Annotated in this window: 20 protein-coding genes and 3 tRNA genes; all 23 read right to left on the minus strand. The window is 69.5% G+C overall.

Features of this window, described 5'->3' with window-relative positions:
* Positions 1-51 precede the first annotated feature (51 nt).
* The 23 genes from tuf to Q3W68_RS11895 all read right to left on the minus strand — a co-directional run bounded on the left by tuf (position 52) and on the right by Q3W68_RS11895 (position 24189).
* Complete coding sequence (gene tuf / locus Q3W68_RS11785; RefSeq protein WP_013288635.1) at positions 52-1245, minus strand: elongation factor Tu; 1194 nt, start codon at positions 1243-1245, stop codon at positions 52-54.
* Positions 1246-1468: 223 nt separating this feature from the next.
* A complete protein-coding gene (fusA, locus tag Q3W68_RS11790; RefSeq protein ID WP_302905435.1) occupies positions 1469-3565 on the minus strand; it encodes an elongation factor G in 2097 nt (698 codons plus the stop codon).
* Between the two features lie 75 nt (positions 3566-3640).
* The gene (gene rpsG / locus Q3W68_RS11795; protein WP_013288637.1) at positions 3641-4111 is read right to left on the minus strand and encodes a 30S ribosomal protein S7; all 471 of its coding nucleotides are present in this window, start codon (positions 4109-4111) and stop codon (positions 3641-3643) included.
* Position 4112: 1 nt separating this feature from the next.
* Entirely contained in the window at positions 4113-4487 is a 375-nt protein-coding gene (gene rpsL / locus Q3W68_RS11800; protein ID WP_007465318.1) for a 30S ribosomal protein S12, read from the minus strand.
* Between the two features lie 501 nt (positions 4488-4988).
* Complete coding sequence (locus Q3W68_RS11805; protein WP_302905696.1) at positions 4989-5360, minus strand: hypothetical protein; 372 nt, start codon at positions 5358-5360, stop codon at positions 4989-4991.
* Positions 5361-5713: 353 nt separating this feature from the next.
* On the minus strand, positions 5714-6082 hold the full coding sequence (locus Q3W68_RS11810) for a hypothetical protein (RefSeq protein WP_302905436.1): 369 nt from the start codon (positions 6080-6082) through the stop codon (positions 5714-5716).
* Between the two features lie 132 nt (positions 6083-6214).
* Positions 6215-10102, minus strand: a complete 3888-nt coding sequence (locus tag Q3W68_RS11815) for a DNA-directed RNA polymerase subunit beta' (protein ID WP_135242077.1) — start codon at positions 10100-10102, stop codon at positions 6215-6217.
* An 80-nt stretch (positions 10103-10182) separates the two neighbouring features.
* The gene (locus tag Q3W68_RS11820; RefSeq protein ID WP_120573083.1) at positions 10183-13614 is read right to left on the minus strand and encodes a DNA-directed RNA polymerase subunit beta; all 3432 of its coding nucleotides are present in this window, start codon (positions 13612-13614) and stop codon (positions 10183-10185) included.
* 575 nt (positions 13615-14189) lie between these two features.
* On the minus strand, positions 14190-14579 hold the full coding sequence (gene rplL, locus Q3W68_RS11825; RefSeq protein ID WP_269703998.1) for a 50S ribosomal protein L7/L12: 390 nt from the start codon (positions 14577-14579) through the stop codon (positions 14190-14192).
* A 54-nt stretch (positions 14580-14633) separates the two neighbouring features.
* Complete coding sequence (gene rplJ / locus Q3W68_RS11830) at positions 14634-15182, minus strand: 50S ribosomal protein L10 (protein ID WP_302905437.1); 549 nt, start codon at positions 15180-15182, stop codon at positions 14634-14636.
* 317 nt (positions 15183-15499) lie between these two features.
* The gene (locus Q3W68_RS11835; protein ID WP_302905438.1) at positions 15500-16189 is read right to left on the minus strand and encodes a hypothetical protein; all 690 of its coding nucleotides are present in this window, start codon (positions 16187-16189) and stop codon (positions 15500-15502) included.
* Positions 16186-17073 (minus strand): ATP-binding cassette domain-containing protein, encoded by an 888-nt coding sequence (locus Q3W68_RS11840; protein WP_302905439.1) that lies wholly within the window; start codon positions 17071-17073, stop codon positions 16186-16188. Before Q3W68_RS11840 ends, Q3W68_RS11835 begins: the two co-directional genes overlap by 4 nt.
* An 82-nt stretch (positions 17074-17155) precedes the next feature.
* On the minus strand, positions 17156-17872 hold the full coding sequence (gene rplA / locus Q3W68_RS11845; protein WP_013288646.1) for a 50S ribosomal protein L1: 717 nt from the start codon (positions 17870-17872) through the stop codon (positions 17156-17158).
* Between the two features lie 83 nt (positions 17873-17955).
* Complete coding sequence (gene rplK, locus Q3W68_RS11850; RefSeq protein ID WP_013288647.1) at positions 17956-18387, minus strand: 50S ribosomal protein L11; 432 nt, start codon at positions 18385-18387, stop codon at positions 17956-17958.
* 188 nt (positions 18388-18575) lie between these two features.
* Positions 18576-19298: a transcription termination/antitermination protein NusG gene (gene nusG / locus Q3W68_RS11855; RefSeq protein WP_073828961.1), complete on the minus strand. Its 723-nt coding sequence runs from the start codon at positions 19296-19298 to the stop codon at positions 18576-18578.
* A 35-nt stretch (positions 19299-19333) separates the two neighbouring features.
* Complete coding sequence (secE, locus tag Q3W68_RS11860) at positions 19334-19726, minus strand: preprotein translocase subunit SecE (protein WP_120573078.1); 393 nt, start codon at positions 19724-19726, stop codon at positions 19334-19336.
* A gap of 213 nt (positions 19727-19939) precedes the next feature.
* Positions 19940-20012, minus strand: a tRNA-Trp gene (locus Q3W68_RS11865).
* A gap of 127 nt (positions 20013-20139) precedes the next feature.
* Positions 20140-20532: a MaoC family dehydratase gene (locus Q3W68_RS11870; protein ID WP_030269317.1), complete on the minus strand. Its 393-nt coding sequence runs from the start codon at positions 20530-20532 to the stop codon at positions 20140-20142.
* Positions 20533-20536: 4 nt separating this feature from the next.
* The gene (locus Q3W68_RS11875; protein WP_302905440.1) at positions 20537-20983 is read right to left on the minus strand and encodes a MaoC family dehydratase N-terminal domain-containing protein; all 447 of its coding nucleotides are present in this window, start codon (positions 20981-20983) and stop codon (positions 20537-20539) included.
* A 119-nt stretch (positions 20984-21102) separates the two neighbouring features.
* Positions 21103-21270, minus strand: a complete 168-nt coding sequence (gene rpmG / locus Q3W68_RS11880) for a 50S ribosomal protein L33 (protein ID WP_013288652.1) — start codon at positions 21268-21270, stop codon at positions 21103-21105.
* 129 nt (positions 21271-21399) lie between these two features.
* A tRNA-Met gene (locus Q3W68_RS11885) sits at positions 21400-21472 on the minus strand.
* 25 nt (positions 21473-21497) lie between these two features.
* Positions 21498-21570 (minus strand) — tRNA-Thr (locus tag Q3W68_RS11890).
* A 96-nt stretch (positions 21571-21666) separates the two neighbouring features.
* Complete coding sequence (locus Q3W68_RS11895; protein WP_302905441.1) at positions 21667-24189, minus strand: bifunctional diguanylate cyclase/phosphodiesterase; 2523 nt, start codon at positions 24187-24189, stop codon at positions 21667-21669.
* Positions 24190-24232 lie beyond the last annotated feature (43 nt).

Raw genomic sequence — 24232 nt, forward strand, 5'->3', positions numbered from 1 at the left:
CTGACTAGTATGCCGCACGACCGGCGGCAACGCTAATCGGGGTTACCCAGCTCACTTGATGATCTTGGTGACGCGACCCGCGCCGACCGTACGACCACCCTCGCGGATCGCGAACTTCAGGTTCTCCTCCATGGCGATGGGCTGGATCAGCTTCACCGTCATCGAGGTGTTGTCGCCCGGCATGACCATCTCGGTGCCCTCGGGCAGCGTGACGACGCCGGTGACGTCCGTGGTCCGGAAGTAGAACTGCGGGCGGTAGTTCTGGAAGAACGGGGTGTGCCGGCCGCCCTCCTCCTTGGAGAGGATGTAGACCGTCGCCTCGAACTCCGTGTGCGGGGTCGTGGTGCCCGGCTTGATGACGACCATGCCGCGCTCGACGTCCTCGCGCTTGATGCCGCGCAGCAGCAGACCGACGTTCTCACCCGCGCGGGCCTCGTCGAGCAGCTTGCGGAACATCTCGATGCCGGTGCAGGTGGTCTTCATCGACTTCTCACGGATGCCGACGATCTCCACCTCCTCGTTCGGCTTGAGGATGCCGCGCTCGGCGCGGCCCGTGACCACGGTGCCGCGACCGGTGATCGTGAAGACGTCCTCGATGGGCATGAGGAACGGCTTCTCGGTCTCGCGCTCCGGCTGCGGGATCGCGGTGTCCACGGCGTTCATCAGGTCCAGGAGCTTCCCGGTCCACTCCGGGTCACCCTCCAGGGCCTTCAGCGCCGAGACCCGGACGACCGGCAGGTCGTCACCCGGGTACTCCTGCGAGGAGAGCAGCTCACGGACCTCGAGCTCGACGAGCTCCAGGAGCTCCTCGTCGTCGACCATGTCGCTCTTGTTGAGCGCCACGACGATGTACGGCACACCGACCTGACGGGCCAGCAGCACGTGCTCGCGGGTCTGCGGCATCGGGCCGTCGGTCGCCGCCACCACCAGGATCGCGCCGTCCATCTGCGCGGCACCGGTGATCATGTTCTTGATGTAGTCGGCGTGACCGGGGCAGTCGACGTGCGCGTAGTGACGCGCCTCGGTCTGGTACTCGACGTGCGCGATGGAGATCGTGATGCCGCGGGCCTTCTCCTCCGGCGCCTTGTCGATCTCGTCGAACGGCGTGTACGGGTTCAGGTCCGGGTACTGGTCGTGCAGGACCTTGGTGATGGCCGCCGTCAGCGTCGTCTTACCGTGGTCGATGTGACCAATGGTGCCGATGTTGACGTGCGGCTTAGTCCGCTCGAACTTCGCCTTCGCCACTGGTGTCCTCCTGTGGACTTTCTTGGTTCGTTCGCCCCGGCGCGCCGTTCGGCGCTTAGGACTCTGTCGACAGCCTTTCCGGCCGGAAGGCCGGAGAGCTTTTGTGGGTTCTGCGGCGATGAAGCCTACAGGCCCGGTCTCACGCAACCCGATCGAGGTGGCCGCGGGCGGGAGAACCCTCCCGCGACCGCCCTCGCGTCATCGGATCAGCCGAGGGTGAGTGTCACTCACCCGTCGCCTTGGCGATGATCTCCTTGGCCACCGAGTTCGGAACCTCGGCGTAGGAGTCGAACTGCATGCTGTAGCTAGCCCGGCCCTGGGTCTTCGACCGCAGGTCGCCGACGTAGCCGAACATCTCCGACAGCGGCACCAGGGCCCGGACGACGCGAGCGCCGCTGCGCTCCTCCATCGCCTGGATGATGCCACGCCGGGAGTTGAGGTCGCCGATGACGTCACCCATGTTCTCCTCAGGAGTGGTGACTTCAACGGCCATCATCGGCTCGAGGAGAGCGGGGTCGGCCTTGCGGGCCGCCTCCTTCATCGCCATCGAGCCGGCGATCTTGAACGCCATCTCCGACGAGTCGACCTCGTGGTACTGGCCGTCCACCAGGGTGAGCTTGACGCCCACCAGGGGGAAGCCGGCGAGGATGCCGTACTGCATGGCGTCCTGCGCGCCCGCGTCCACCGAGGGGATGAACTCCCGGGGGATGCGGCCACCGGTCACGGCGTTGGCGAACTCGTACGTCGGGGCGTCGTTGCCCAGCGGCAGCGGCTCCACGCTGATGATCACGCGGGCGTACTGGCCGGAACCACCGGTCTGCTTCTTGTGGGTGTACTCGATCTTCTCCACCTTGCGGCGGATCGTCTCGCGGTACGCCACCTGCGGCTTACCGATGTTCGCCTCGACGTTGAACTCGCGGCGCATCCGGTCGACCAGGATGTCCAGGTGCAGCTCGCCCATGCCGGAGATGACCGTCTGACCGGTCTGGTCGTCCAGCTTGACGCGGAAGGTCGGGTCCTCCTCGGCCAGCCGCTGGATGGCGGTGCTGAGCTTCTCCTGGTCAGCCTTGGTCTTCGGCTCGATGGCCACCTCGATGACCGGCTCCGGGAAGGTCATCGACTCCAGGATGACCGGGTTCGCCGGGTCGCACAGGGTGTCACCGGTGGTGGTCTGCTTCAGACCCTGCACCGCGATGATGTCGCCGGCCTGGGCGGAGCTGCGCTCCTCCCGCTTGTTGGCGTGCATCTGGTAGATCTTGCCGATCCGCTCCTTGCGGTCCTTGGTGGAGTTGATCACCTGAGAACCGGACTCGAGCGTGCCGGAGTAGATCCGGACGTACGTCAGCTTGCCGAGGTGCTTGTCGGTCTGGATCTTGAAGGCCAGGCCGGAGAACGGCTCGGAGACCGCGGGCTTCCGCTGCAGCGGGGTCTCGCCGTCGGTGGCCGTACCCTCGATCGCCGGGATGTCCAGCGGCGAGGGCAGGTACGCGACGACCGCGTCCAGCATCGGCTGGATGCCCTTGTTCTTGAAGGCGGTACCGGTGAGGACCGGGTTGGCCTTGCCGGCGATGGTGGCCCGGCGGATGGCGGCCTTGATCTCGTCGACCGAGATCTCCTCGCCCTCGAGGTACTTCTCCATCACCGAGTCGTCGACGTCGGCGAGGGTCTCCATCAGCTTCTCGCGCCACTCGGCGGCCGAGTCGGCGAGGTCGGCCGGGATCTCCTCGACCGCGTAGTCCTCACCCTTCTGGGTCTCGCCGCGCCAGGTCAGCGCACGCATCTCGACCAGGTCGACCACGCCGATGAAGTCGGACTCGGCGCCGATCGGGATCTGGAGGACCAGCGGGGTGGCGTTGAGCCGGTCGATCATCATCTGCACGCAGCGGAAGAAGTCGGCGCCGGTCCGGTCGAGCTTGTTGACGAAGCACATCCGGGGGACGTTGTACTTGTCCGCCTGCCGCCAGACGTTCTCCGTCTGGGGCTCCACGCCGGCCACGCCGTCGTAGACCGCGACCGCACCGTCCAGGACACGCAGCGACCGCTCGACCTCGACCGTGAAGTCGACGTGGCCGGGCGTGTCGATGATCTGGATCGTGTGGCCCTTCCACTCGCACTTGGTGGCGGCGGAAGTGATGGTGATACCGCGCTCCTGCTCCTGCTCCATCCAGTCCATGACGGCAGCGCCCTCGTGGACCTCACCGATCTTGTACGTGATGCCGGTGTAGAACAGGATTCGCTCGGTGGTAGTGGTCTTACCGGCATCGATGTGGGCCATGATGCCGATGTTGCGTACGTTGGCGAGCGCGTCTGCGGCGGCCACTTCAATCCCTACTTATCGTCGTCTCGACACAACTGGTGGCGGTTCCGGCGCCGGTGGGCGCCGGAACCTCAGGTGTTACCAGCGGTAGTGCGCGAAGGCCTTGTTGGACTCGGCCATCTTGTGCGTGTCCTCACGCCGCTTGACGGCGGCGCCGAGGCCGTTGCTCGCGTCCAGCAGCTCGTTCATCAGCCGCTCGACCATGGTCTTCTCACGCCGGGCCCGGGAGTAGGTCACCAGCCAGCGCAGACCGAGCGTGGTCGCACGGGACGGCCGGACCTCGACCGGAACCTGGTAGGTGGCGCCACCGACACGGCGGCTGCGCACCTCGAGGGTCGGCTTGACGTTGTCCATCGCGCGCTTGAGCGTGACGACGGGGTCGGTGCCGGACTTCTCGCGGCAGCCCTCCAGGGCGGCGTACACGATGCGCTCGGCGAGCTGACGCTTGCCGCGCAGCAGGATCTTGTTCACCAGCTGGGTGACCAGGGGCGAGTTGTACACCGGGTCAGCGACCAGCGGCTTCCGCGGAGCGGGTCCCTTACGCGGCATGTCAGCTCTTCTCCTTCTTCGCGCCGTAACGGCTGCGAGCCTGCTTGCGGTTGCGGACACCCTGGGTGTCCAGCGAGCCGCGCACGATCTTGTACCGCACGCCGGGGAGGTCCTTCACACGACCACCGCGGACGAGCACGATCGAGTGCTCCTGAAGGTTGTGGCCGACGCCCGGGATGTAGGCGGTCACCTCGATCTGGCTGCTGAGCTTGACACGAGCGACCTTGCGCAGCGCCGAGTTCGGCTTCTTCGGGGTGGTGGTGTACACGCGGGTGCACACGCCGCGCCGCTGGGGAGACCCCTTGAGCGCCGGGGTCTTGGTCTTGGTCGTCTTGGCCTGACGGCCCTTTCGGACCAACTGCTGAATGGTGGGCACCGGGTTTCTCCGCTCCCTTCGGCCGCTGCGAGGCGACCGCGCCGTCTGCTCCAGCCGTCCGGATGGGCGGCTCTCTTACATTCCAACCAGGGCCGCCTGACGGGACCCCAGCACCCGCGGTCGGGCGTGTCGCCCGAGTCACGGTCCCGGTGCCGGCCGCTGACGCGTCGTACCGGATGTTCTGGTCTTGGTGGTGCGACCGCGCGATCACCGGCTGACCGGCTCCAGCGCACGCACGCATTGCCCGGGCAGGCCCGGGCACAAGGGGAAAGAGTACCTACCACAGCCGCGCCGGTCAAAACGGATGGGTCGGGAAGGACCGCTCCCGCGGTCCGCCTCCCGGTCTCCGGGTCGCCGATGCGCCAACGATGGGCACCTACAGTGACAAGTGTACCGGCTCGTCCGCCGCGCGCCCCGGCGGCCCCGACACCGCCCGGCTTTCGGGCACCCGGACATACCGCTCAACCCAGGTCAGCGGCCGCAGACGTCGCGGCGAGGACCTCACGTGATCTGCACCACCAGGGCCAGGGCGAGCCCGATCAGGCCGAACAGCACCCCCACCGCGCCGCAGGAGATCCCCGCGACGGCCAGGCGGGCGCCGGTGAACCGGACCGCGGGAGGCGGCGCCGGCCGCCGGATCTGCCGCCGGGCGAGCAGCCCGGCCACCACCGCGCCGGCACCGATCAGCCCGCCCAGCACTGTGAAGGCGCCCGCCGCCCAGGCGCCGCCGACGTTGCGGGCGGCGAGACCCACGCAGAGCACCAGCAGCGACACCAGTATCGCGGCGATCCCCGCGACGAGCGACCCGATGGCCAGCCCCGAGGTGACCGGCGGCACGTCGAGGTGGACCACACCGAACGGCGTACCCGGCACCGCGTCGACCCGCTTCGGCGGCCGCGGCGCCTCGGCCGGCGGCGGCGGCGGGAACGCCGGACCGCCGTGCGGACCCCAGCCGCCGTGGCCGGGCGCGCTCGCCGGCACCGGCCACCCGCCGCCGTGCGCCGGCGGATTCCCCGGGTACGCCCCGTACGGCGCCGGCTGGTGCGCCGGCGCGGAGGCGGGACCCGGCGGGTACGGCCCGGGGCGGGTCGGGTCGCCTCCCGGCGGAGCCGGTTCCGTCACGGGGTCCTCCTGTCCACACGCGCCCGCCGCGCGGCGGACACCGGCCAGGCTACCGTCGCCGATCACCACCGGGTGGGCGGGCGCGGGCCCCCTCCCCCACCGGGTCAGTCGAAGTTCGGCGCGAAGTCGTGGCCGAACGAGGCGTCCGCGGCCCGCACCACACCGATCACCACCGCCGCGACCACAGCGGCGACGGTCAGCACCAGCCCGGTCCGCGCCATCTGCTCGCCGCGCCGCAGCCAGTCCGCGCCGGTGAGGTAACCACCCGAGGCGTACGCCTCCCGGCGCGCCTGCCGGGCGAGCATGAGCGCGATCGTGGCCGGCACCGCGCCGCCGAGGAACAGACCGGTGAGCGCGCCGATCAGCCCGAGCGCGAAGACCGCACGGGCCTTGGTGGAGCGGACCGGCTCCGGGTCGTGCGGATGGCGGTACGCCTGCGGCACGACGGGCGCCTGCCCGGGCACGGTCGTCATGCCCTCCATCATGCCCCGGCCCGGCCGTCCATCCCGACCGAAGGCAGCCGGTCCCGGCACTGCGGACGCGACGAGGCCCCCGGCGGATGCCGGGGGCCTCGTCGTTTCCTACTGCTCAGTGGTACGACCTGCTCAGCGGTACGACCCGAAGTCGAAGTCGTCCAGCGGAACCGCCTGGCCGCTGGCCGGCCCGAAGCCGTAGTCGGTCTCCGGGTAGCCGGTCATCGAGTAGACCTTGGCCTTCGCCTCCTCGGTCGGCTCGACCCGGACGTTGCGGTACTTGCTGATGCCCGTACCGGCCGGGATGAGCTTACCGATGATCACGTTCTCCTTGAGGCCGATCAGCGAGTCGCTGCGGGCGTGGATCGCCGCGTCCGTCAGCACCCGGGTGGTCTCCTGGAAGGAGGCCGCCGACAGCCAGGAGTCAGTGGCCAGCGAGGCCTTGGTGATACCCATCAGCACCGGGCGACCGGCGGCGGGCTCGCCACCCTCGCCGACGAGCCGGCGGTTCTCCGACTCGAACAGCGCCCGGTCGACCAGCACACCCGGCAGGAACTCGGTCGAGCCGGAGTCGATCACAGTCACCCGCTTGAGCATCTGGCGGATGATGATCTCGATGTGCTTGTCGTGGATGAGCACACCCTGCGAGCGGTAGACCTCCTGGACCTCCTGGGTCAGGTGGACCTGGACCGCGCGCGGGCCGAGGATGCGCAGCAGCTCGTGCGGGTCGATGGTGCCCTCGGTGAGCTTCTCGCCGACCTCGACGTGGTCGCCGTCGTGCGCCCGGAGCCGGACCCGCTTCGAGATCTTGTCGTAGACGATCTCGTCGCTGCCGTCGTCCGGGATGACCACGATCTTGCGGGACCGCTCGCCGTCCTCGATCCGGATGCGGCCGGGGGTGTCGGCGATGGGCGCCTTACCCTTCGGCACCCGGGCCTCGAAGATCTCCTGGACACGGGGCAGACCCTGGGTGATGTCCTCACCCGCGACACCACCGGTGTGGAAGGTACGCATCGTCAGCTGCGTACCCGGCTCACCGATCGACTGGGCGGCGATGATGCCGACCGCCTCGCCGACGTCCACGGTCTTGCCGGTCGGCAGCGAGCGACCGTAGCACGCACCGCAGACGCCCAGCTTCGACTCGCAGGTGAGCACGCTGCGCACCCGCACCGTCTCGGTCCCGGCGGCGACGATCGCGTCCACCAGGATCGAGTTGATGTCCTGGCCGCGGTGAGCCACCACGGTGCCGTCCGGCCCCTTGATGTCGTCGGCGAGCGTCCGGGCGTGCACGCTGGTCTCGGCGTGCTCGTGCACGACCAGCTTGCCGTCGATCCGCTCCCCGATCTGCATCGGGATGGCACGGTCGGTGCCGCAGTCCTCCTCGCGGATGATGACGTCCTGCGAGACGTCCACCAGACGCCGGGTCAGGTAACCCGAGTCGGCGGTACGCAGGGCGGTGTCCGCGAGACCCTTACGGGCACCGTGCGTGGAGATGAAGTACTCCAGCACGGACAGACCCTCCCGGTAGCTGGCCTTGATCGGCCGCGGGATGATCTCGCCCTTCGGGTTGGCCACCAGACCACGGATCGCCGCGATCTGCCGGAGCTGGAGCAGGTTACCGCGGGCACCCGAGTTGATCATCTTCCACAGCGGGTTCTCCTGCGGCAGCGCGGTGTCCATCTCCTTGGCGACCTCGTTGGTCGCCTTGGTCCAGATCTCGATGAGCTCGCCGCGGCGCTCCTCGGCGGTCATCAGACCACGCTGGTACTGCTTGTCGATCCGGTCGGCTTCCTTCTCGTACCGCTCCAGGATCTCCCGCTTGCGCGGCGGAGCGATGACGTCCTCCATGCCGATGGTGACGCCGGACCAGGTGGCCCAGTGGAAACCGGCCTCCTTGAGCCCGTCCAGGGTGGCCGCCAGGGCCACCTTCGGGAAGCGCTCGGCGAGGTCGTTGACGATCGCGGAGAGCTGGCCCTTGCGGATCTCGTAGTTCACGAAGCGGTAGCCCGGGGGAAGCGTCTCGTTGAACAGGACCCGGCCCAGCGTGGTCTCCACGGTCACCGGCTCGCCCTCGGTCCACCCCTCGGGGGCGGTCCACGGCTCGGCGCCGGCGCCGTTGTCCACACCGACCACGTCGCGCAGCCGGATCCGGACCGGAGCCTGCAGGTGCAGCTCGCCGTTGTCGTACGCCATCCGCGCCTCGGCGTCCGAGCTGAACGCCCGGCCCTCGCCCTTGCCCCCCGGAGTGAGGTGGGTGAGGTGGTACAGACCGATGACCATGTCCTGGGTCGGCATGGTGACCGGCTTGCCGTCGGCCGGCTTGAGGATGTTGTTCGACGACAGCATCAGGATCCGCGCCTCGGCCTGGGCCTCGGCGGACAGCGGCACGTGGACCGCCATCTGGTCACCGTCGAAGTCGGCGTTGAACGCGGTGCAGACCAGCGGGTGGATCTGGATGGCCTTGCCCTCGACCAGCTGCGGCTCGAAGGCCTGGATGCCCAGACGGTGCAGGGTCGGCGCGCGGTTCAGCAGAACCGGGTGCTCGCCGATGACCTCTTCCAGCACGTCCCACACGACCGGGCGCTGCCGCTCGACCATCCGCTTGGCGGACTTGATGTTCTGCGCGTGGTTGAGGTCGACCAGCCGCTTCATCACGAACGGCTTGAACAGCTCCAGCGCCATCTGCTTGGGCAGGCCGCACTGGTGCAGCTTGAGCTTCGGGCCGACCACGATGACCGAACGGCCGGAGTAGTCGACGCGCTTGCCGAGCAGGTTCTGGCGGAACCGGCCCTGCTTGCCCTTGAGCATGTCGGACAGCGACTTCAGCGGCCGGTTACCCGGACCGGTGACCGGACGACCGCGACGGCCGTTGTCGAACAGCGCGTCGACGGCCTCCTGGAGCATCCGCTTCTCGTTGTTGACGATGATCTCGGGCGCGCCGAGGTCGATCAGCCGCTTGAGGCGGTTGTTCCGGTTGATCACACGCCGGTACAGGTCGTTCAGGTCGGAGGTCGCGAAGCGGCCACCGTCGAGCTGCACCATCGGGCGCAGGTCCGGCGGGATGACCGGGACGCAGTCCAGCACCATGCCGAGCGGCGAGTTGCGGGTGTTCTGGAACGCCGCGACGACCTTGAGCCGCTTGAGCGCCCGGATCTTCCGCTGGCCCTTGCCGGAGCGGATCGTCTCGCGGAGGTTCTCCGCCTCGGCCTCCAGGTCCATGTTCTGGACCAGGGCCTTGATCGCCTCGGCGCCCATGCTGCCGGTGAAGTACTCACCGAAGCGGTCACGCAGCTCGCGGTAGAGCAGCTCGTCGGTGACCAGCTGCTTCGGCTCCAGCTTGCGGAAGGTGTCGAGGACCTCGTCGAGGCGGTCGATCTCGCGCTGGGCCCGGTCGCGGATCTGGCGCATCTCGCGCTCTCCGCCCTCCTTGACCTTGCGCCGGACGTCCGCCTTCGCGCCCTCGGCCTCCAGCTCGGCCAGGTCGGCCTCCAGCTTGGCGGCCCGCTTCTCGATCTCCGAGTCGCGGCTGTTCTCGGCCTGCCGCTTCTCGGCCAGGATCTCGTTCTCGATGGTCGAGAGGTCGCGGTGACGCGCTTCGGCGTCCACGCTCGTCACGACGTACGAGGCGAAGTAGATGATCTTTTCGAGGTCCTTCGGGGCGAGGTCCAGCAGGTAGCCCAGCCGGCTCGGCACGCCCTTGAAGTACCAGATGTGGGTCACCGGAGCGGCCAGCTCGATGTGACCCATCCGCTCCCGGCGAACCTTGGAGCGGGTCACCTCGACGCCGCAGCGCTCGCAGATGATGCCCTTGAAGCGGACCCGCTTGTACTTACCGCAGTAGCACTCCCAGTCCCGCTGCGGACCGAAGATCTTCTCGCAGAAGAGCCCGTCCTTCTCCGGCTTGAGGGTGCGGTAGTTGATGGTCTCGGGCTTCTTGACCTCGCCGTGGGACCACTGACGGATGTCGTCAGCGGTGGCGAGGCCGATGCGCAGCTCGTCGAAGAAGTTGACGTCGAGCACTATGTCCCCTATGTCGTCGTCTGTACTGCTAGCTAACGAGTGGGATCCGGGGCAGGGTCACCCTGCCCCGGATCACCACCTCAGACCTCTTCGACCGAGCTCGGCTCGCGCCGGGACAGGTCGATGCCCAGCTCCTCCGCCGCCCGGAACACCTCGTCGTCGGTCTCGCGCATCTCCAGGGCCACACCGTCGCTGGAGAGCACCTCGACGTTGAGGCACAGCGACTGCAGCTCCTTGAGCAGCACCTTGAACGACTCCGGGATGCCCGGCTCGGGGATGTTCTCGCCCTTGACGATCGCCTCGTAGACCTTGACCCGGCCCAGGACGTCGTCGGACTTGATGGTCAGCAGCTCCTGCAGGGCGTAGGCGGCGCCGTACGCCTGCATGGCCCAGCACTCCATCTCACCGAAGCGCTGGCCACCGAACTGCGCCTTACCACCCAGCGGCTGCTGCGTGATCATCGAGTACGGGCCGGTCGACCGGGCGTGGATCTTGTCGTCGACCAGGTGGTTGAGCTTCAGGATGTAGACGTAACCGACCGCGATCGGGTCGGGCAGCGGCTCGCCGGAACGCCCGTCGAACAGCTGCGCCTTGCCCGTGCGTCCGATCAGCTGCTTGCCGTCGCGGTTGGGCAGGGTCGACGCCAGCAGACCGGAGATCTCCTCCTCGCGGGCACCGTCGAAGACCGGAGTGGCCACGTTGGTGTCCGGCTCGGACTCGTGCGCCTCGATCGAGCGGAGCTGACGCTTCCACTCCTCGTCGTCGCCGTCGACGCTCCAGCCGGTCTTGGCCACCCACCCGAGGTGGGTCTCCAGGACCTGACCGATGTTCATCCGGGACGGCACACCGAGCGGGTTCAGCACGATGTCGACCGGGGTGCCGTCCTCCAGGAACGGCATGTCCTCGATCGGCAGGATCTTGGAGATGACGCCCTTGTTGCCGTGGCGGCCCGCGAGCTTGTCACCGTCCTGGATCTTGCGCTTCTGGGCCACGTAGACCCGCACCAGCTCGTTCACGCCCGGGGGCAGCTCGTCGCCGTCCTCGCGGGAGAAGGTACGCACACCGATGACCGTGCCGGTCTCGCCGTGCGGCACCTTCAGCGAGGTGTCCCGGACCTCGCGCGCCTTCTCACCGAAGATCGCGCGGAGCAGCCGCTCCTCGGGGGTCAGCTCGGTCTCGCCCTTCGGCGTGACCTTGCCGACCAGGATGTCGCCGGGGACGACCTCGGCGCCGATCCGGATGATGCCGCGCTCGTCGAGGTCCGCGAGCATCTCCTCGCTGACGTTCGGGATGTCGCGGGTGATCTCCTCCGGGCCGAGCTTGGTGTCCCGGGCGTCGACCTCGTGCTCCTCGATGTGGATCGAGGTGAGCACGTCCTGCTGCACGAGGCGCTGCGACAGGATGATCGCGTCCTCGTAGTTGTGGCCCTCCCAGCACATGAACGCCACGAGCAGGTTGCGCCCGAGCGCCATCTCGCCCTCGTCGGTGCAGGGACCGTCGGCGATGACCTGACCGGCCTCGACGCGGTCGCCCTCGAAGACGACCGGCTTCTGGTTGACGCAGGAGCCGGCGTTGGAGCGGCGGAACTTGTGCAGCAGGTACGTACGGCGGTGACCGTCGTCCTGGTGGACGGTGATGTAGTCCGCGCACAGGTCCTCGACCACACCGCCGACCTCGGCGACGACCACGTCGCCGGCGTCCACCGCAGCGCGGTACTCCATGCCCGTACCGACCAGCGGAGCCTCGGCCTTGACCAGCGGCACCGCCTGACGCTGCATGTTCGCGCCCATGAGCGCGCGGTTCGCGTCGTCGTGCTCCAGGAACGGGATCATCGCGGTGGCGACCGAGGTCATCTGCCGCGGCGACACGTCCATGTAGTCCACGGCGCCCGGCGCGACGTCCTCGGTCTCGCCGCCCTTACGACGGACCAGGACGCGGTCCTCGGCGAAGGTGCCGTCCGACTTCAGCGGGGCGTTGGCCTGCGCCTTGACGAACCGGTCCTCCTCGTCCGCGGTCAGGTAGTCGATCTGGTCGGTGACCCGGCCGTCGATGACCTTCCGGTACGGCGTCTCGATGAAGCCGAACGGGTTGACCCGGGCGAACGTGGACAGCGCGCCGATCAGGCCGATGTTCGGGCCTTCCGGCGTCTCGATCGGGCACATCCGGCCGTAGTGGGACGGGTGCACGTCCCGGACCTCGAAGCCGGCCCGCTCACGGGACAGACCACCCGGGCCGAGCGCGCTCAGCCGGCGCCGGTGGGTCAGACCTGCCAGCGGGTTGGTCTGGTCCATGAACTGGGACAGCTGCGACGTACCGAAGAACTCCTTGATCGCCGCCACCACCGGGCGGATGTTGATCAGGGTCTGCGGCGTGATCGCCTCGACGTCCTGGGTGGTCATCCGCTCGCGGACGACCCGCTCCATCCGGGAGAGACCCACCCGGACCTGGTTCTGGATCAGCTCGCCCACGGTACGCAGGCGACGGTTGCCGAAGTGGTCGATGTCGTCGGCCTCGTAGCCCTCCTCACCGGCGTGCAGCCGGCAGAGGTACTCCACGGTCGCGACGATGTCGTCCTCGGTGAGCGTGCCGGTGGTGATCGGCACGTCCAGCTCGAGCTTCTTGTTGAACTTGTAGCGCCCGACCTTGGCGACGTCGTACCGCTTCGGGTTGAAGAAGAGGTTGTCGAGCAGGGTCTGGGCGTTCTCACGGGTCGGCGGCTCGCCAGGGCGGAGCTTCCGGTAGATGTCGAGCAGGGCCTCGTCCTGGCCGGCGATGTGGTCCTTCTCGAGCGTGGTCATCATGAGCTCGGACCAGCCGAACTTCTCACGGATGCGCTCGGCGGACCACCCGATGGCCTTGAGCAGGACGGTGACGGCCTGGCGGCGCTTGCGGTCGATGCGAACGCCGACCGTGTCGCGCTTGTCGATGTCGAACTCCAGCCAGGCACCCCGGCTCGGGATGACCTTGACGCTGGAGAGGTCGCGGTCGGAGGTCTTGTCCGGCTGCTTGTCGAAGTACACGCCCGGCGAGCGGACGAGCTGGCTGACCACGACGCGCTCGGTGCCGTTGATGATGAAGGTGCCCTTCGGCGTCATCATCGGGAAGTCACCCATGAACACCGTCTGGCTCTTGATCTCGCCAGTGGTGTTGTTGGTGAACTCCGCGGTCACGAACAGCGGTGCGCAGTAGGTCAGGTCCTTCTCCTTGCACTCCTCGATCGAGGCCTTGACCTCGTCGAAGCGCGGAGCCGAGAAGGAGAGCGACATGGTGCCGGAGAAGTCCTCAATGGGACTGATCTCGTCGAGGATCTCCGCGAGACCCGATCGTGCGTGCGGGTCGTCCGCCGACCGGCCCTGCCAAGCCTCGTTGCCGACGAGCCAGTCGAAGGACTCGTTCTGGATGGCGAGGAGGTTGGGGACCTCGAGGTGTTCGGTGATCCGACCGAAAGAAACTCGGCGGGGCGCGAATGCGCTCGACGTACGACTGGTCTTCGCAGGGCGGGAAGCTGCCAAGATGCGTCCTTCCGAGGACCGGTGCTGCAGAACGGCTGGTACGCGTGCACTCCAATGACCCCACCAGAAATATCCACAATCGGACATTTCCGAGCAGGGGTCAAGTCGGAAGGCAGCGCAAACTAGCAGTGTAGCCGAGAGGCTAACCGCTGTCCAGCCCACCCCGCAGGTCGTCGCGGAACAAGCCCTGGGACCTCGGAAAACCGGGTCGACCGGGCCACTCGGAACGCGACGCTCCTGCCGGTCCGCTCGGGAGCAGCGGCGGCGGTGCTGCCGTTGCCCTTACCCGAGAGGCGGCCGTTGCAAGCGCGGAAGGTCTTGCTGATGTTCAGCGTGCCTGGCTGGCCCGTGCCGCGTCAAGGGCCGGTTACCGCTCGGGGTGTCTTTCCCACCGACGGGCTACCGACAGACGTCGCTGACCGGCCGATGAGAGGAAGCTGTACGCCCTGCTCACGCCGTTCGCCTGCGGGTGGCACCAACACGGCGGGCGGTGTCCCGGTATCCCGGCTCACCGCCCGCCGCGACGCGGTGTGCCCCGGCTCACGTGAGCCGGACGCGCGTCAGGTGGAGCAAGGTCACTTCATGGTGACCTTGGCACCCTCACCCTCGAGCTTGGCCTTGGCCTTCTCGGCGGTCTCCTTGTTGGCCTTCTCCAGGACGGCCTTCGGCGCGGCCTCGACCAGGTCCTTGGCCTCCTTGAGGCCCAGGCCGGTCAGCTCGCGCACGACCTTGATGACCTGGATCTTCTTGCCACCGTCAGCCTCGAGGATGACGTCGAACTCGTCCTTCTCCTCCTCGGCCGGGGCGGCGGCACCGCCGGCGGCCGGGGCACCCGCGGCCACGGCGACCGGAGCGGCGGCGGTGACCTCGAAGGTCTCCTCGAACTGCTTCACGAACTCGGAGAGCTCGATCAGCGTCATCTCCTTGAACGCGTCGAGCAGCTCGTCGGTGCTGAGCTTCGCCATGTCTGGCGTCCTTTCTCGCAATGAAAACTAAGAACGTGGTGCGCCGGGAGGGCCTCAGGCCGCCTCGGCGCCCTCCTGCTCGCGCTTCTTGTCCGCCAGTGCGGCCGCCGCGCGGGCGGCCTTGGAGAGCGGAGCCTGGAACAGGGCCGCGGCCTTGCTCAGGTTGCCCTTCATCGCGCCGGCCAGCTTGGCCAGCAGCACCTCACGGGACTCCAGGTCGGCGAGCTTCGTGACCTCGGCCGCGGAAATGGCCTTGCCCTCGAAGACACCGCCCTTGATGACGAGCTTCGGGTTGGCCTTCGCGAAGTCGCGAAGCCCCTTCGCCGCCTCGACGACGTCGCCCGAAACGAAAGTCAGCGCGGTAGGACCGGAGAACAGCTCGTCGAGGCCGGAGATGCCCGCATCGGCCGCGGCACGCTTCGCCAGCGTGTTCTTCGCGACCGTGTAGCTGGTCTCCTGGCCGAGCGAGCGCCGCAGCTGGGTGAGCTGGGAAACCGTGAGCCCGCGGTACTCGGTCAGCACGGTCGCTCCCGCGTTGCGGAAGCTCTCGGTCAGCTCGGCGACGGCCGTGGCCTTGTCGGCCCGGATCGGCTTGTCCGCCATGTCCCTCCTCTCTCGTTACTCGGAGCTGGCACGCCGGCGGCGAGCCGAGGCTCGACGACGGCGGCGGAGGCGTCACGACAACGAAAAAGCCCCGGCGCAGGGCGCGCGGGGCGAGGGCCGGGAACACTGGCACAGTCGGCGGACCGTGCGTGGAAACCGAATTTCGCTTACCGCCCTGCGCGGGTCGCCCGTCGTCGCGGAACCTTCGACCGTGCCGGAGCACGGTGACCAGCGGTCTCTGGGTGGAACTACCGCACCAGGTTACGCGACGTGCGCCGCAGCACCAAATCCGCGGTTGTGCTCCCGGTCACCAGGGCTCACGCCCGGGTGCGCCGCGCCCAGGCGTAGCCGGTCAGCGCCACCGCCGTCCACGCCACCGCCCAGCCGGTGAGCAGCAGACCGGCGCCGGCCGCGACCGGCCCGGTGACCGCCCGCGCCGTCGCCATCACCGGCGGGACCAGCCACGGCGCGACCGAGCCGGAGAGCCCGAGCACCACGACCCCGACCGCGCCGGTCACCAGCACCGCCACCCCGTAGCCGGCGCTGCGGGTCACGGCCCGGCTCGCCAGCGCGCCCAGAGCCACCGCCGCGGGCAGGGCGAGCAGGTGTGCCCAGAGCCCGAGCGCCACTTCCGCGAGCACCGGCCGCTCCCCCGGCCCGACGGTCGCGGTGACCCCGCCGAGCGGCCACGGCAACGCCAGCGCGACGAGCACCACGGCGAGCCCGGCCACCAGCGCCGCGAGCAGCCCGGCCAGCCGTTCCCGGGCCGGCCCGACCACCACCTGGGCAATCCGGCGCTGCACGTCGGGTTCCACGTCCAGCAGGATCTTGGTCTGCCAGGCCAGCACCGGGAACAGCACCACGGCGGAGACGCCGTAGGCCTCCGCCGGCCGGGCCCGGCCACCGCCGTAGAGGACACCGAGAACGAGCAGGCCGGCCAGCACCGGCGCCAGCGCCCGTCCGGTACGCAGGAAGCCGGCCAGCCGCAGGCGGACCAGCGCGATCACCGGGCCACCTCCGGCGCCGGCCCGGGCCGGGCGGAGTCCTCGGCCTCGGCACCGGCCTGGTCCGGGTAACCGGCGGCGGACGCGCCGGCCGACCCGCCGGTGCCCGGCGGGCCTGCGGAGGCCGGCGCCGGGTGCGTGGCCGAGGGCGGGACGGCGTGTTCGCGTACCCGAAGGATCTGGTGGCCGTCGGCGCGCAGGCGGGCGACGGCGGCGGCCAGCCCGGCGGCCGGCACCGCCAGCTCGACCACGGCGACGGCCGCGCCGCCCGACGACGCCTCCTCGGTCACCGTGCCGTCGGTGACCGACAGGTGCCGGGCACCCGGGAGCCGGACCGTCTCGCCCCGGTGGTCACTGACCAGAACCGTGCCGCCGCCGGCCAGCACCTCGCCGATGATCTCGGGGACCGACTCGCGGGCGGTGGCGTCCAGCCCCTCCCACGGCTCGTCGAGCACCAGCAGACCGGGCGGGCGCAGCAGCGCCTGCGCCAGGCCGACCTTCTGCGCGGTGCCCTTGGACAGGCGCGGCAGGCGGACGTCGTGGAAGCGGGTCAGGCCCAGCCGCTCCACCCAGTGGCGCACCGCCCGGTCGGCGGCGGGGCCGGGGAGGCCGGCGACGCGGCCCATGGCGGACAGGTAGGCCCCGACGGTGAACGGCTGGTCGGCGGGGAAGCGCTCCGGCACCCAGCCGACGACCGGCGGCCGGTCGACGACCCGCCCCCGGCTCGGGCGCAACACCCCGGCGGCGAGCTGGAGCAGAGTGGACTTGCCGGCGCCGTTGCGGCCCAGCACGACCGCGACCTCACCAGGACCGATCGCGACGTCGACCTGCCGCAGCACCCACGGGCCGTGCCTGTGGTAGCGGAGCCAGACGCCGTCGAGCCGCATGCGCCCGAGCGTGCCACACCGGACGAACGAACGGGGCCCCGCCACGACGTGGTGGCGGGGCCCCGTTCGGGAGTACGCGTGCTCAGCCCTCGGCCGAGCCCTCCTGGAAGTTCTTCACGACCTTCGGGTCGACCGGAACGCCCGGGCCCATGGTGGTGGTGAGGGTGACCTTCTTGAGGTACGTGCCCTTGGCCGCGGACGGCTTGGCCCGCAGCACCTCGTCCAGCACCGCGGCGTAGTTGTCCACCAGCTGGTTCTCCGAGAAGGAGGCCTTGCCGATGATCAGGTGCAGGTTGGAGTGCTTGTCCACCCGGAAGGTGATCTTACCGCCCTTGATGTCCGAGACGGCCTTGGTGACGTCCATGGTCACGGTGCCGGTCTTCGGGTTCGGCATCAGACCGCGCGGGCCCAGGATCCGCGCGATCCGGCCGATCTTGGCCATCTGGTCGGGCGTGGCGATCGCCGCGTCGAAGTCCAGCCAACCGCCCTGGATACGGGCGACCAGCTCGTCGGTGCCCACCTCGTCCGCACCCGCGGCGACGGCCTCCTCGGCCTTCGCGCCGGCGGCGAAGACGATCACGCGGGCGGTCTTACCGGTGCCGTGCGGCAGGTTGACCGTGCCGCGGACCATCTGGTCCGCCTTGCGGGGGTCGACGCCGAGGCGCATCGCGACCTCGACCGTGGCGTCGAACTTGACGTTGGTGGTCTCCTTGGCCAGCTTGACGGCCTCGACCGGGGTGTAGAGCTTCGACCGGTCGATGACATCGGCGGCCTTGCGGTAGCTCTTGCTGCGCTGCATTTCTGGTGACTCCTGTGGTCTCTGGCGGGCGCGCGTCACTCGCGGCCCTCCCACGAACAGATCGGGTGGAGCGGGTACCGAGGTCAGTCGGCGACGGTCAGGCCCATCGACCGGGCGGTGCCGGCGATGATCTTCTCGGCCTGGTCGATGTCGTTGGCGTTGAGGTCCGCCATCTTCTTCTCGGCGATCTCGCGCAGCTGGGCGCGGGTGACCGAGCCGACCTTCTCCTTGTGCGGGACGCCCGAGCCCTTCTGCACGCCGGCGGCCTTGATCAGCAGCCGGGCGGCGGGCGGGGTCTTCAGCACGAAGGTGAACGTGCGGTCCTCGTAGACGCTGATCTCGGCGGGGACGATGTCGCCCCGCTGGGACTCGGTCTGCGCGTTGTAGGACTTGCAGAACTCCATGATGTTCACGCCGTGCTGGCCGAGCGCGGGGCCGACCGGCGGCGCCGGAGTGGCCTGGCCCGCCGGCAGCTGAAGCGTGAACGTCTTGACGAGCTTCTTCTTCGGAGGCATGTCTCTTCCTGGGGCTTGGAACTGGGATTCTCGCCGGTCCGCGGGCGCGCACGGTCAGCACGGTGCGGACAGCCGACGTTCTAGGGTAGCGCAGCCGTCGGCCACCCTCCGCGCCGAGGTCGGCGGGTGGCGAAACGGCGCACCGGCGGCCACCCCGGGCAGGGGCGGGCCGCCGGTGCCGACGTACGTCAGATCTTGGCGACCTGGTTGAAGTTCAGCTCGACCGGCGTCTCCCGGCCGAAGATCGACACCAGCACCTTGAGCTTCTGCTGATCGGCGTTGATCTCGCTGATCGTCGCCGGCAGCGACGCGAACGCGCCGTCGGTGACGGTGACCGAGTCGCCGACCTCGAAGTCGAGGACCTTGACCTCGGGCTTGGCCTTCTTCTGCTCGGTCTCGACCGCCGGGGCCAGCCACTTGAGCACCTCGTCGAGGCTCAGCGGCGCCGGCCGGTCGGCCCGGTCGGTCGCGCCGACGAAGCCGGTTACCCCCGGGGTGTTCCGGACGCAGGAGTAGGACTCGGCGGTCAGCTCCATCCGGACCAGGATGTAGCCCGGGAAGACCTTCGCCTGGACCTGCGACCGCTTGCCGTTCTTGACCTCGACCTCTTCCCGGGTCGGCACCTCGACCTGGTAGATGAAGTCCTCCATGTCGAGGGAGGTGATCCGGGTCTCGAGGTTGGTCTTGACCTTGTTCTCGTAGCCGGCGTACGAGTGCACCACGTACCAGTCGCCGGGCGCGTAGCGCAGCTTCTGGCGCAGCTCGGCGACCGGGTCGAAGTCCTCGTCCGGGGCCGGCTCGGTGGTCGGGAACTCCGGCTCGCTGGCGGCCTCGACCGACTCGTTGTTGGCCGCCGTCGCCACCGTGGACTGCTCGTCCGGGGTTCCGGCGGTCTCGTCGTACTCAGGCACGCTCGCTCACTTCCGTCAGTATCGCTGTCCGCAGGTCAGCTGGACTCGCCGAAGACCCACAGCACCGCCTTGGCGAAGCCGTAGTCCAAGCCGGCCACGATCGCCAGCATCACCGCGACGAAGGTGACCACCACGGCCGTGTAGGTCAGCAGCTCCTTGCGGGTCGGCCAGATGACCTTACGCAGCTCTGCCACGACCTCGCGGAAGAACCGCGCGATGCGGGCGAACAGCCCGATCCGCTCGGTGTCCTTGCGGGTCTTCCGGCCCTCGGCCGGCTCGGCCTGCGCCCGCTTGCGGGTCGCGGTGCCACCCCGGGAGACCGGCTCGTCCGCGTCGGTGGCGTCGTCGTCGGCCACGTCGTCGACGGTCGCGTCGTCGTTCAGACGCTCGTCGCCGTCGTCCTCGCCGCGGCGCTTGCTCTCGGCCACTTCGCCCTCCGTGCGGGTATGGGGTCGCACGCCGGGCGGCGTGCGCGGCGTGTTGGTCACGCCGGCCGGACCAACCGTCCCGCGACGGGCCGCGGCCGGCGGACCGGCCGGGAGGGCCCGAACGCCTCGGAACCACCCCACCGGTGCCACCACCACGGGCCGGACGCCGCCGGTGAGGGCGGCGCGACCCACGGAACGGTCAGGCCTGAGGCGCAGGGGTGACAGGACTTGAACCTGCAGCCTGCGGTTTTGGAGACCGCTGCTCTGCCAATTGAGCTACACCCCTGTGCGGCAACTCACCTCCACCCGGACACGCTGTGCCGAGCGGGGGTCACTTGCCCCACGGCGGACCAGTGTACGGGTAGTCGTGCGACTTTCCCAACCGGTCTGCCCCTCGCGCGTCGGGCGGACCCTCAGCGCGTCGTACGGATCAGGGCCCGAGCCTGCGACAGCACCTTCTCACCCTGGCAGGTGGCGGTGATGTCGAGCCTGGTCAGGCCCTCTTCGGTGACCTCCTTGACGACCGCTGACACCTCGATCTCGGTGCCCTCGTCGGTGTCCGGGACGACCACCGGCCGGGTGAACCGGACGCCGAAGTCGACCACCGCGTCCGGCGCGCCGGCCCAGCCGGCCACCGCCCGGCCGACCAGGGCCATGGTGAACATGCCGTGGGCGATGACGCCCGGCAGCCCGACGCCGGTGGCGGTGCGGTCGCTCCAGTGGATCGGGTTGAAGTCGCCCGAGGCGCCCGCGTAGCGGACCAGGTCCGCGCGGGTCACCCGGTACGTCTGGGTGGGCAGCTCCATGTCCTCAGGCCTCCCCGCGTACGACGATCTTGGACCAGACGGCGACCACCGGCTCACCGTCCACGGTGCTCACGTCCGTGCGGGTGGTCAGGAAGCCGTGCCCGCCCCGGCTGGTGACCTCCTCGATGGTGCTCACGCACACCAGCTCGTCCCCGGCCACCACCGGCCGGGTGTACGCGAACCGCTGGTCGCCGTGCACCACACGGCTGTAGTCGACGCCGAGCGCCGGATCCTCGACGATCTGCCGGCTGGCCGCCATGGTGACGACCACCGGGAACGTCGGCGGCGCCACCACGTCGGAGTGGCCGAGCGCCCGGGCCGCCTCCGGGTCGTGGTGAGCCGGGTCGGTGGCACCGACGGCGGTGGCGAACTCGCGGATCTTTTCTCGGCCCACCTGATAGGGGGCGGTCGGCGGGTACGTCCGGCCGACGAAGGACGGGTCCAGGGACATGCCGCCGAACCTACACGGAAAACACGAACGCCGATCCGCCCGGTCGGGCGGCCCGGAGGCCACCCGTCAGGTGGATCGGCGTTCGAGAAGCTGCTGCGAGCCGGCGGCGCCGGCCGTGATCAGCGGGTCTCGCGGTGGACGGTGTGCTTGCCGTCCCGGGGGCAGAACTTCTTCAGCTCGATGCGGTCCGGGTCGTTACGGCGGTTCTTGCGCGTGATGTAGTTGCGCTCCTTGCACTCCACACACGCCAGAGTGATCTTCGGCCGAACATCGGTCGCCTTCGCCACGGCGGAGTGCCTTCCTCGCTCACGGAACAACTACAGCGCGTCAGCCTACGCGCTGACGACGCGGACATGCAAAGTGGGCGCCTGTGGCGCCCATCCCACCGACCACCGGGTTTGCCCGGAGGACGAGAGTAGCGGTGGCCGGACTTGAACCGGCGACACAGCGATTATGAGCCGCTTGCTCTGCCATCTGAGCTACACCGCCGTGGCGGGTCCAGCCGGACCCTCTGAGCCCCCTTACGGAATCGAACCGTAGACCTTCTCCTTACCATGGAGACGCTCTGCCGACTGAGCTAAGGGGGCCTGCTCGATCACCCCGGGGGGTGTCGCGCAGAGGAAACAGTACACGACCGCGTCGCGCAGGTGAAATCGGATCCCCCAGGTGCGTGTCCGCCCTGGTCAGGGCACCACTCGCAGGCGCGGCAGCTCCCCCGCGACCACCGTCTCCGGGTCGACCTGGGCGCCGAACCAGGCCTCCAGCCGCTCGTACGGCAGAGGGCGGCTGAACAGGAAGCCCTGGCCGATCTCACAGCCGATGTCCTGGAGCAGCTCCAGCGTCAGCTCGCTCTCCACGCCCTCGGCGACCACCGCCAGGCCGAACTGCTGCGACAGCGTCACCACCGCGTTGACGATCGCCAGGTCGCCCGGATCGGTCGCCATGCCCTGCACGAACGACCGGTCCACCTTCACCTCGTGCACCGGCAGCCGGCGCAGTTGCGCCAGCGACGAGTTGCCCGTGCCGAAGTCGTCCACCGAGAGGCGGACACCGAGGTCACGCAGGCTGCGCAGGGTCGGTATGGGACGTTCGGTGCCGTCCAGGACACCCGCCTCGGTGACCTCCAGCGTCAGCCGCTGCGGCGGTACGCCGTACTCGGCCAGCAGATCGCGTACCAGCGCCGGGAAGTGCTGGTCGGTGAGCGTACGCGCGGCGAGGTTGACCGCGACGGACAGCGGCTGTTCACCGTGGCTCCAGTCGCGGCTGCGCCGCAGGCTCTCCCGGAGCACGAACTCGGTGAGCCGGCCGAGCTGGCCGGTGTGCTCGGCGACCGCCACGAAGTCGTCCGGGGCGACGCTGCCATGCGCCGGGTGCTCCCACCGGGCCAGGCACTCCACCCCCACCAGGCGGCGGTCCCGCAGCGTGACCTTGGGTTGGAAGTAGACCTCCAGCTCACCCTCGTCCAGCGCCCGTTGCAGGTCGCCGGCGAGACCGAGCCGGCGCAGCGACCGGGACTCCAGCGCCGGGCTGTAGAGCTGGACGCTGCCCGGCACCGACTTGGCCGCGGTGGCCGCCAGGTCGACGCGTTGCAGCAGCGCCACCGCGTCGCTGCCGTGGTCCGGGTGGACGGCCACCCCGACGACCGTGTCCACGTCCAGGGTGAGCGCGTCGAAGACCATCTCGTCCCGGATCTGCTCCCGGAGCTGGTTCGCCAATTCCAGGGCCGCCTCGGTGCTCTCCAACCGGAGCGTCACCAGAAACTCGTCACCACCGGCCCGGCCCACGAGCGCCGAGGAGGGCGCACGGGCGCGCAGCCGCTCGGCCACCTCCATGAGCACCTTGTCGCCGGCGGCGTGGCCCAGCGACTCGTTCACCTGGCGCAGCCGGTCCACGTCGAAGAGCAGCAGCGCCACCACCTCACCCGGGGCGCGGATCTTGACCGCCTCCGCCACCGACGAGGTGAGGCGCCGCCGGTTGGGCAGCCCGGTGAGCGCGTCGTGGTCGGCGTCGTGCCGCAGCCGGTCGACCAGGCGGGAGTTCTCCAGCGCCACAGCGGCGTGCGCGGCGACCGTCTCGAAGACGGGGATGTCGCCGGGCGCGAAGTGGCCGATGTCGCTGAGCCGGTTGGTGACCTCCAGCGTGCCGATCACCGCCTGACCGGAACGCAGCGGCACCACGATGGCGTCCTTGACCCGCTCCTCCCCCGCGGCCTGCCGCAACGCGGGATCGCCGCCGAGCCAGCGGCCGATCGAGAGGGTACGGCCCTTCCTGTGCACCTGCTGACGCAGGCTCGCCGGGGTGGGCGCCAGGTCCAGCAGGCCGGGCGTGTCCACCCGGGCGGTGAGCAGCACCTCGGGATGCCGCCCCTGGGCGGGCAGCCAGAGCGTCGCGTACTCGGCCTGCATCAGCGCGCGCACCCGGTCGAGCAGGATGTCGGCCAGCGACCGCTCGGTGCCGGAGGCGAGAAGACGGGTGAGCTCGTACATCCCGGCCAGCGTCCGGTGCTGCCGGAAGAACTGGGAGTAGGAGCGGTAGACCAGGACCAGGCCGCTGAAGAGGGCGGCGAGCAGCAACGCCGACCACCACGTCGTCTTCAGGGCGATCAGGACGAGCAGGCCGATCGCCACGTTGATGGCGGCGGTGAGCAGCGCGGTCGGCATGCTGCGCAGCGCGTCCCGCCCAGCCTGCCAGCCCTGGAGCAGCACGTGCACACCGACCACGCTCACGAGGCTGACCAGCGTGACCACGCAGACGGCGAGGAACAGGGAGCCCCACGTCCCCGGTCCGACACCGCGCAGCGGTGGCAGTGCCAAAAGTACGAGGCCGGCCAGCGAGGTGGCGGCGGCGGCCTTGGCGACGTTGAACCAGAGCTTCGCCGCACCGAAGCGGTGCGAGGCGCTCCAGATCAGCACCGAGAGCGTGTAGATCAGTACGACGCTCAACGGGGGCAGGAAGTAGAGCGCCACGATGAGTGGCACCTCGGTGAGCGTCACGCCCACCGACTGGCGCCGGACGTAGACGTTCAGCACCGCGAAGCTGATCCCCGCCATGACGACGAAGAACACGAAGGCGAGCGGCCACTTGCCGAACGGTTGGTCCGACACCAGCGCGACGCAGGTGCTGAAGACCACCGCCAGCAGCGCCAGAGGGGCGGTGACGAGCCAGGCACGTTCCGTCGACCTGCGAGGTCGGCCCTGGCCTGCCATACCCCTCCTACCCGAGACGCCGTCCGCCAGGCGGCGGACGGCT

The sequence above is a fragment of the Micromonospora sp. C28ISP2-4 genome (assembly GCF_030519385.1).
GTDB lineage: Bacteria > Actinomycetota > Actinomycetes > Mycobacteriales > Micromonosporaceae > Micromonospora > Micromonospora tulbaghiae.

Bases quoted from the DNA above. Each gene is read 5' to 3' on its own strand.
- rplL (WP_269703998.1), bottom strand. From the start codon at position 14,579: ATGGCGAAGCTCAGCACCGACGAGCTGCTCGACGCGTTCAAGGAGATG.
- Q3W68_RS11875 (WP_302905440.1), bottom strand. From the start codon at position 20,983: ATGTCCCTGGACCCGTCCTTCGTCGGCCGGACGTACCCGCCGACCGCC.
- Q3W68_RS11840 (WP_302905439.1), bottom strand. From the start codon at position 17,073: ATGCGGCTCGACGGCGTCTGGCTCCGCTACCACAGGCACGGCCCGTGG.
- rpsG (WP_013288637.1), bottom strand. From the start codon at position 4,111: ATGCCGCGTAAGGGACCCGCTCCGCGGAAGCCGCTGGTCGCTGACCCG.
- rplA (WP_013288646.1), bottom strand. From the start codon at position 17,872: ATGCAGCGCAGCAAGAGCTACCGCAAGGCCGCCGATGTCATCGACCGG.
- Q3W68_RS11810 (WP_302905436.1), bottom strand. From the start codon at position 6,082: ATGACGACCGTGCCCGGGCAGGCGCCCGTCGTGCCGCAGGCGTACCGC.
- Q3W68_RS11895 (WP_302905441.1), bottom strand. From the start codon at position 24,189: ATGGCAGGCCAGGGCCGACCTCGCAGGTCGACGGAACGTGCCTGGCTC.
- rplK (WP_013288647.1), bottom strand. From the start codon at position 18,387: ATGCCTCCGAAGAAGAAGCTCGTCAAGACGTTCACGCTTCAGCTGCCG.
- rplJ (WP_302905437.1), bottom strand. From the start codon at position 15,182: ATGGCGGACAAGCCGATCCGGGCCGACAAGGCCACGGCCGTCGCCGAG.
- Q3W68_RS11870 (WP_030269317.1), bottom strand. From the start codon at position 20,532: ATGGAGCTGCCCACCCAGACGTACCGGGTGACCCGCGCGGACCTGGTC.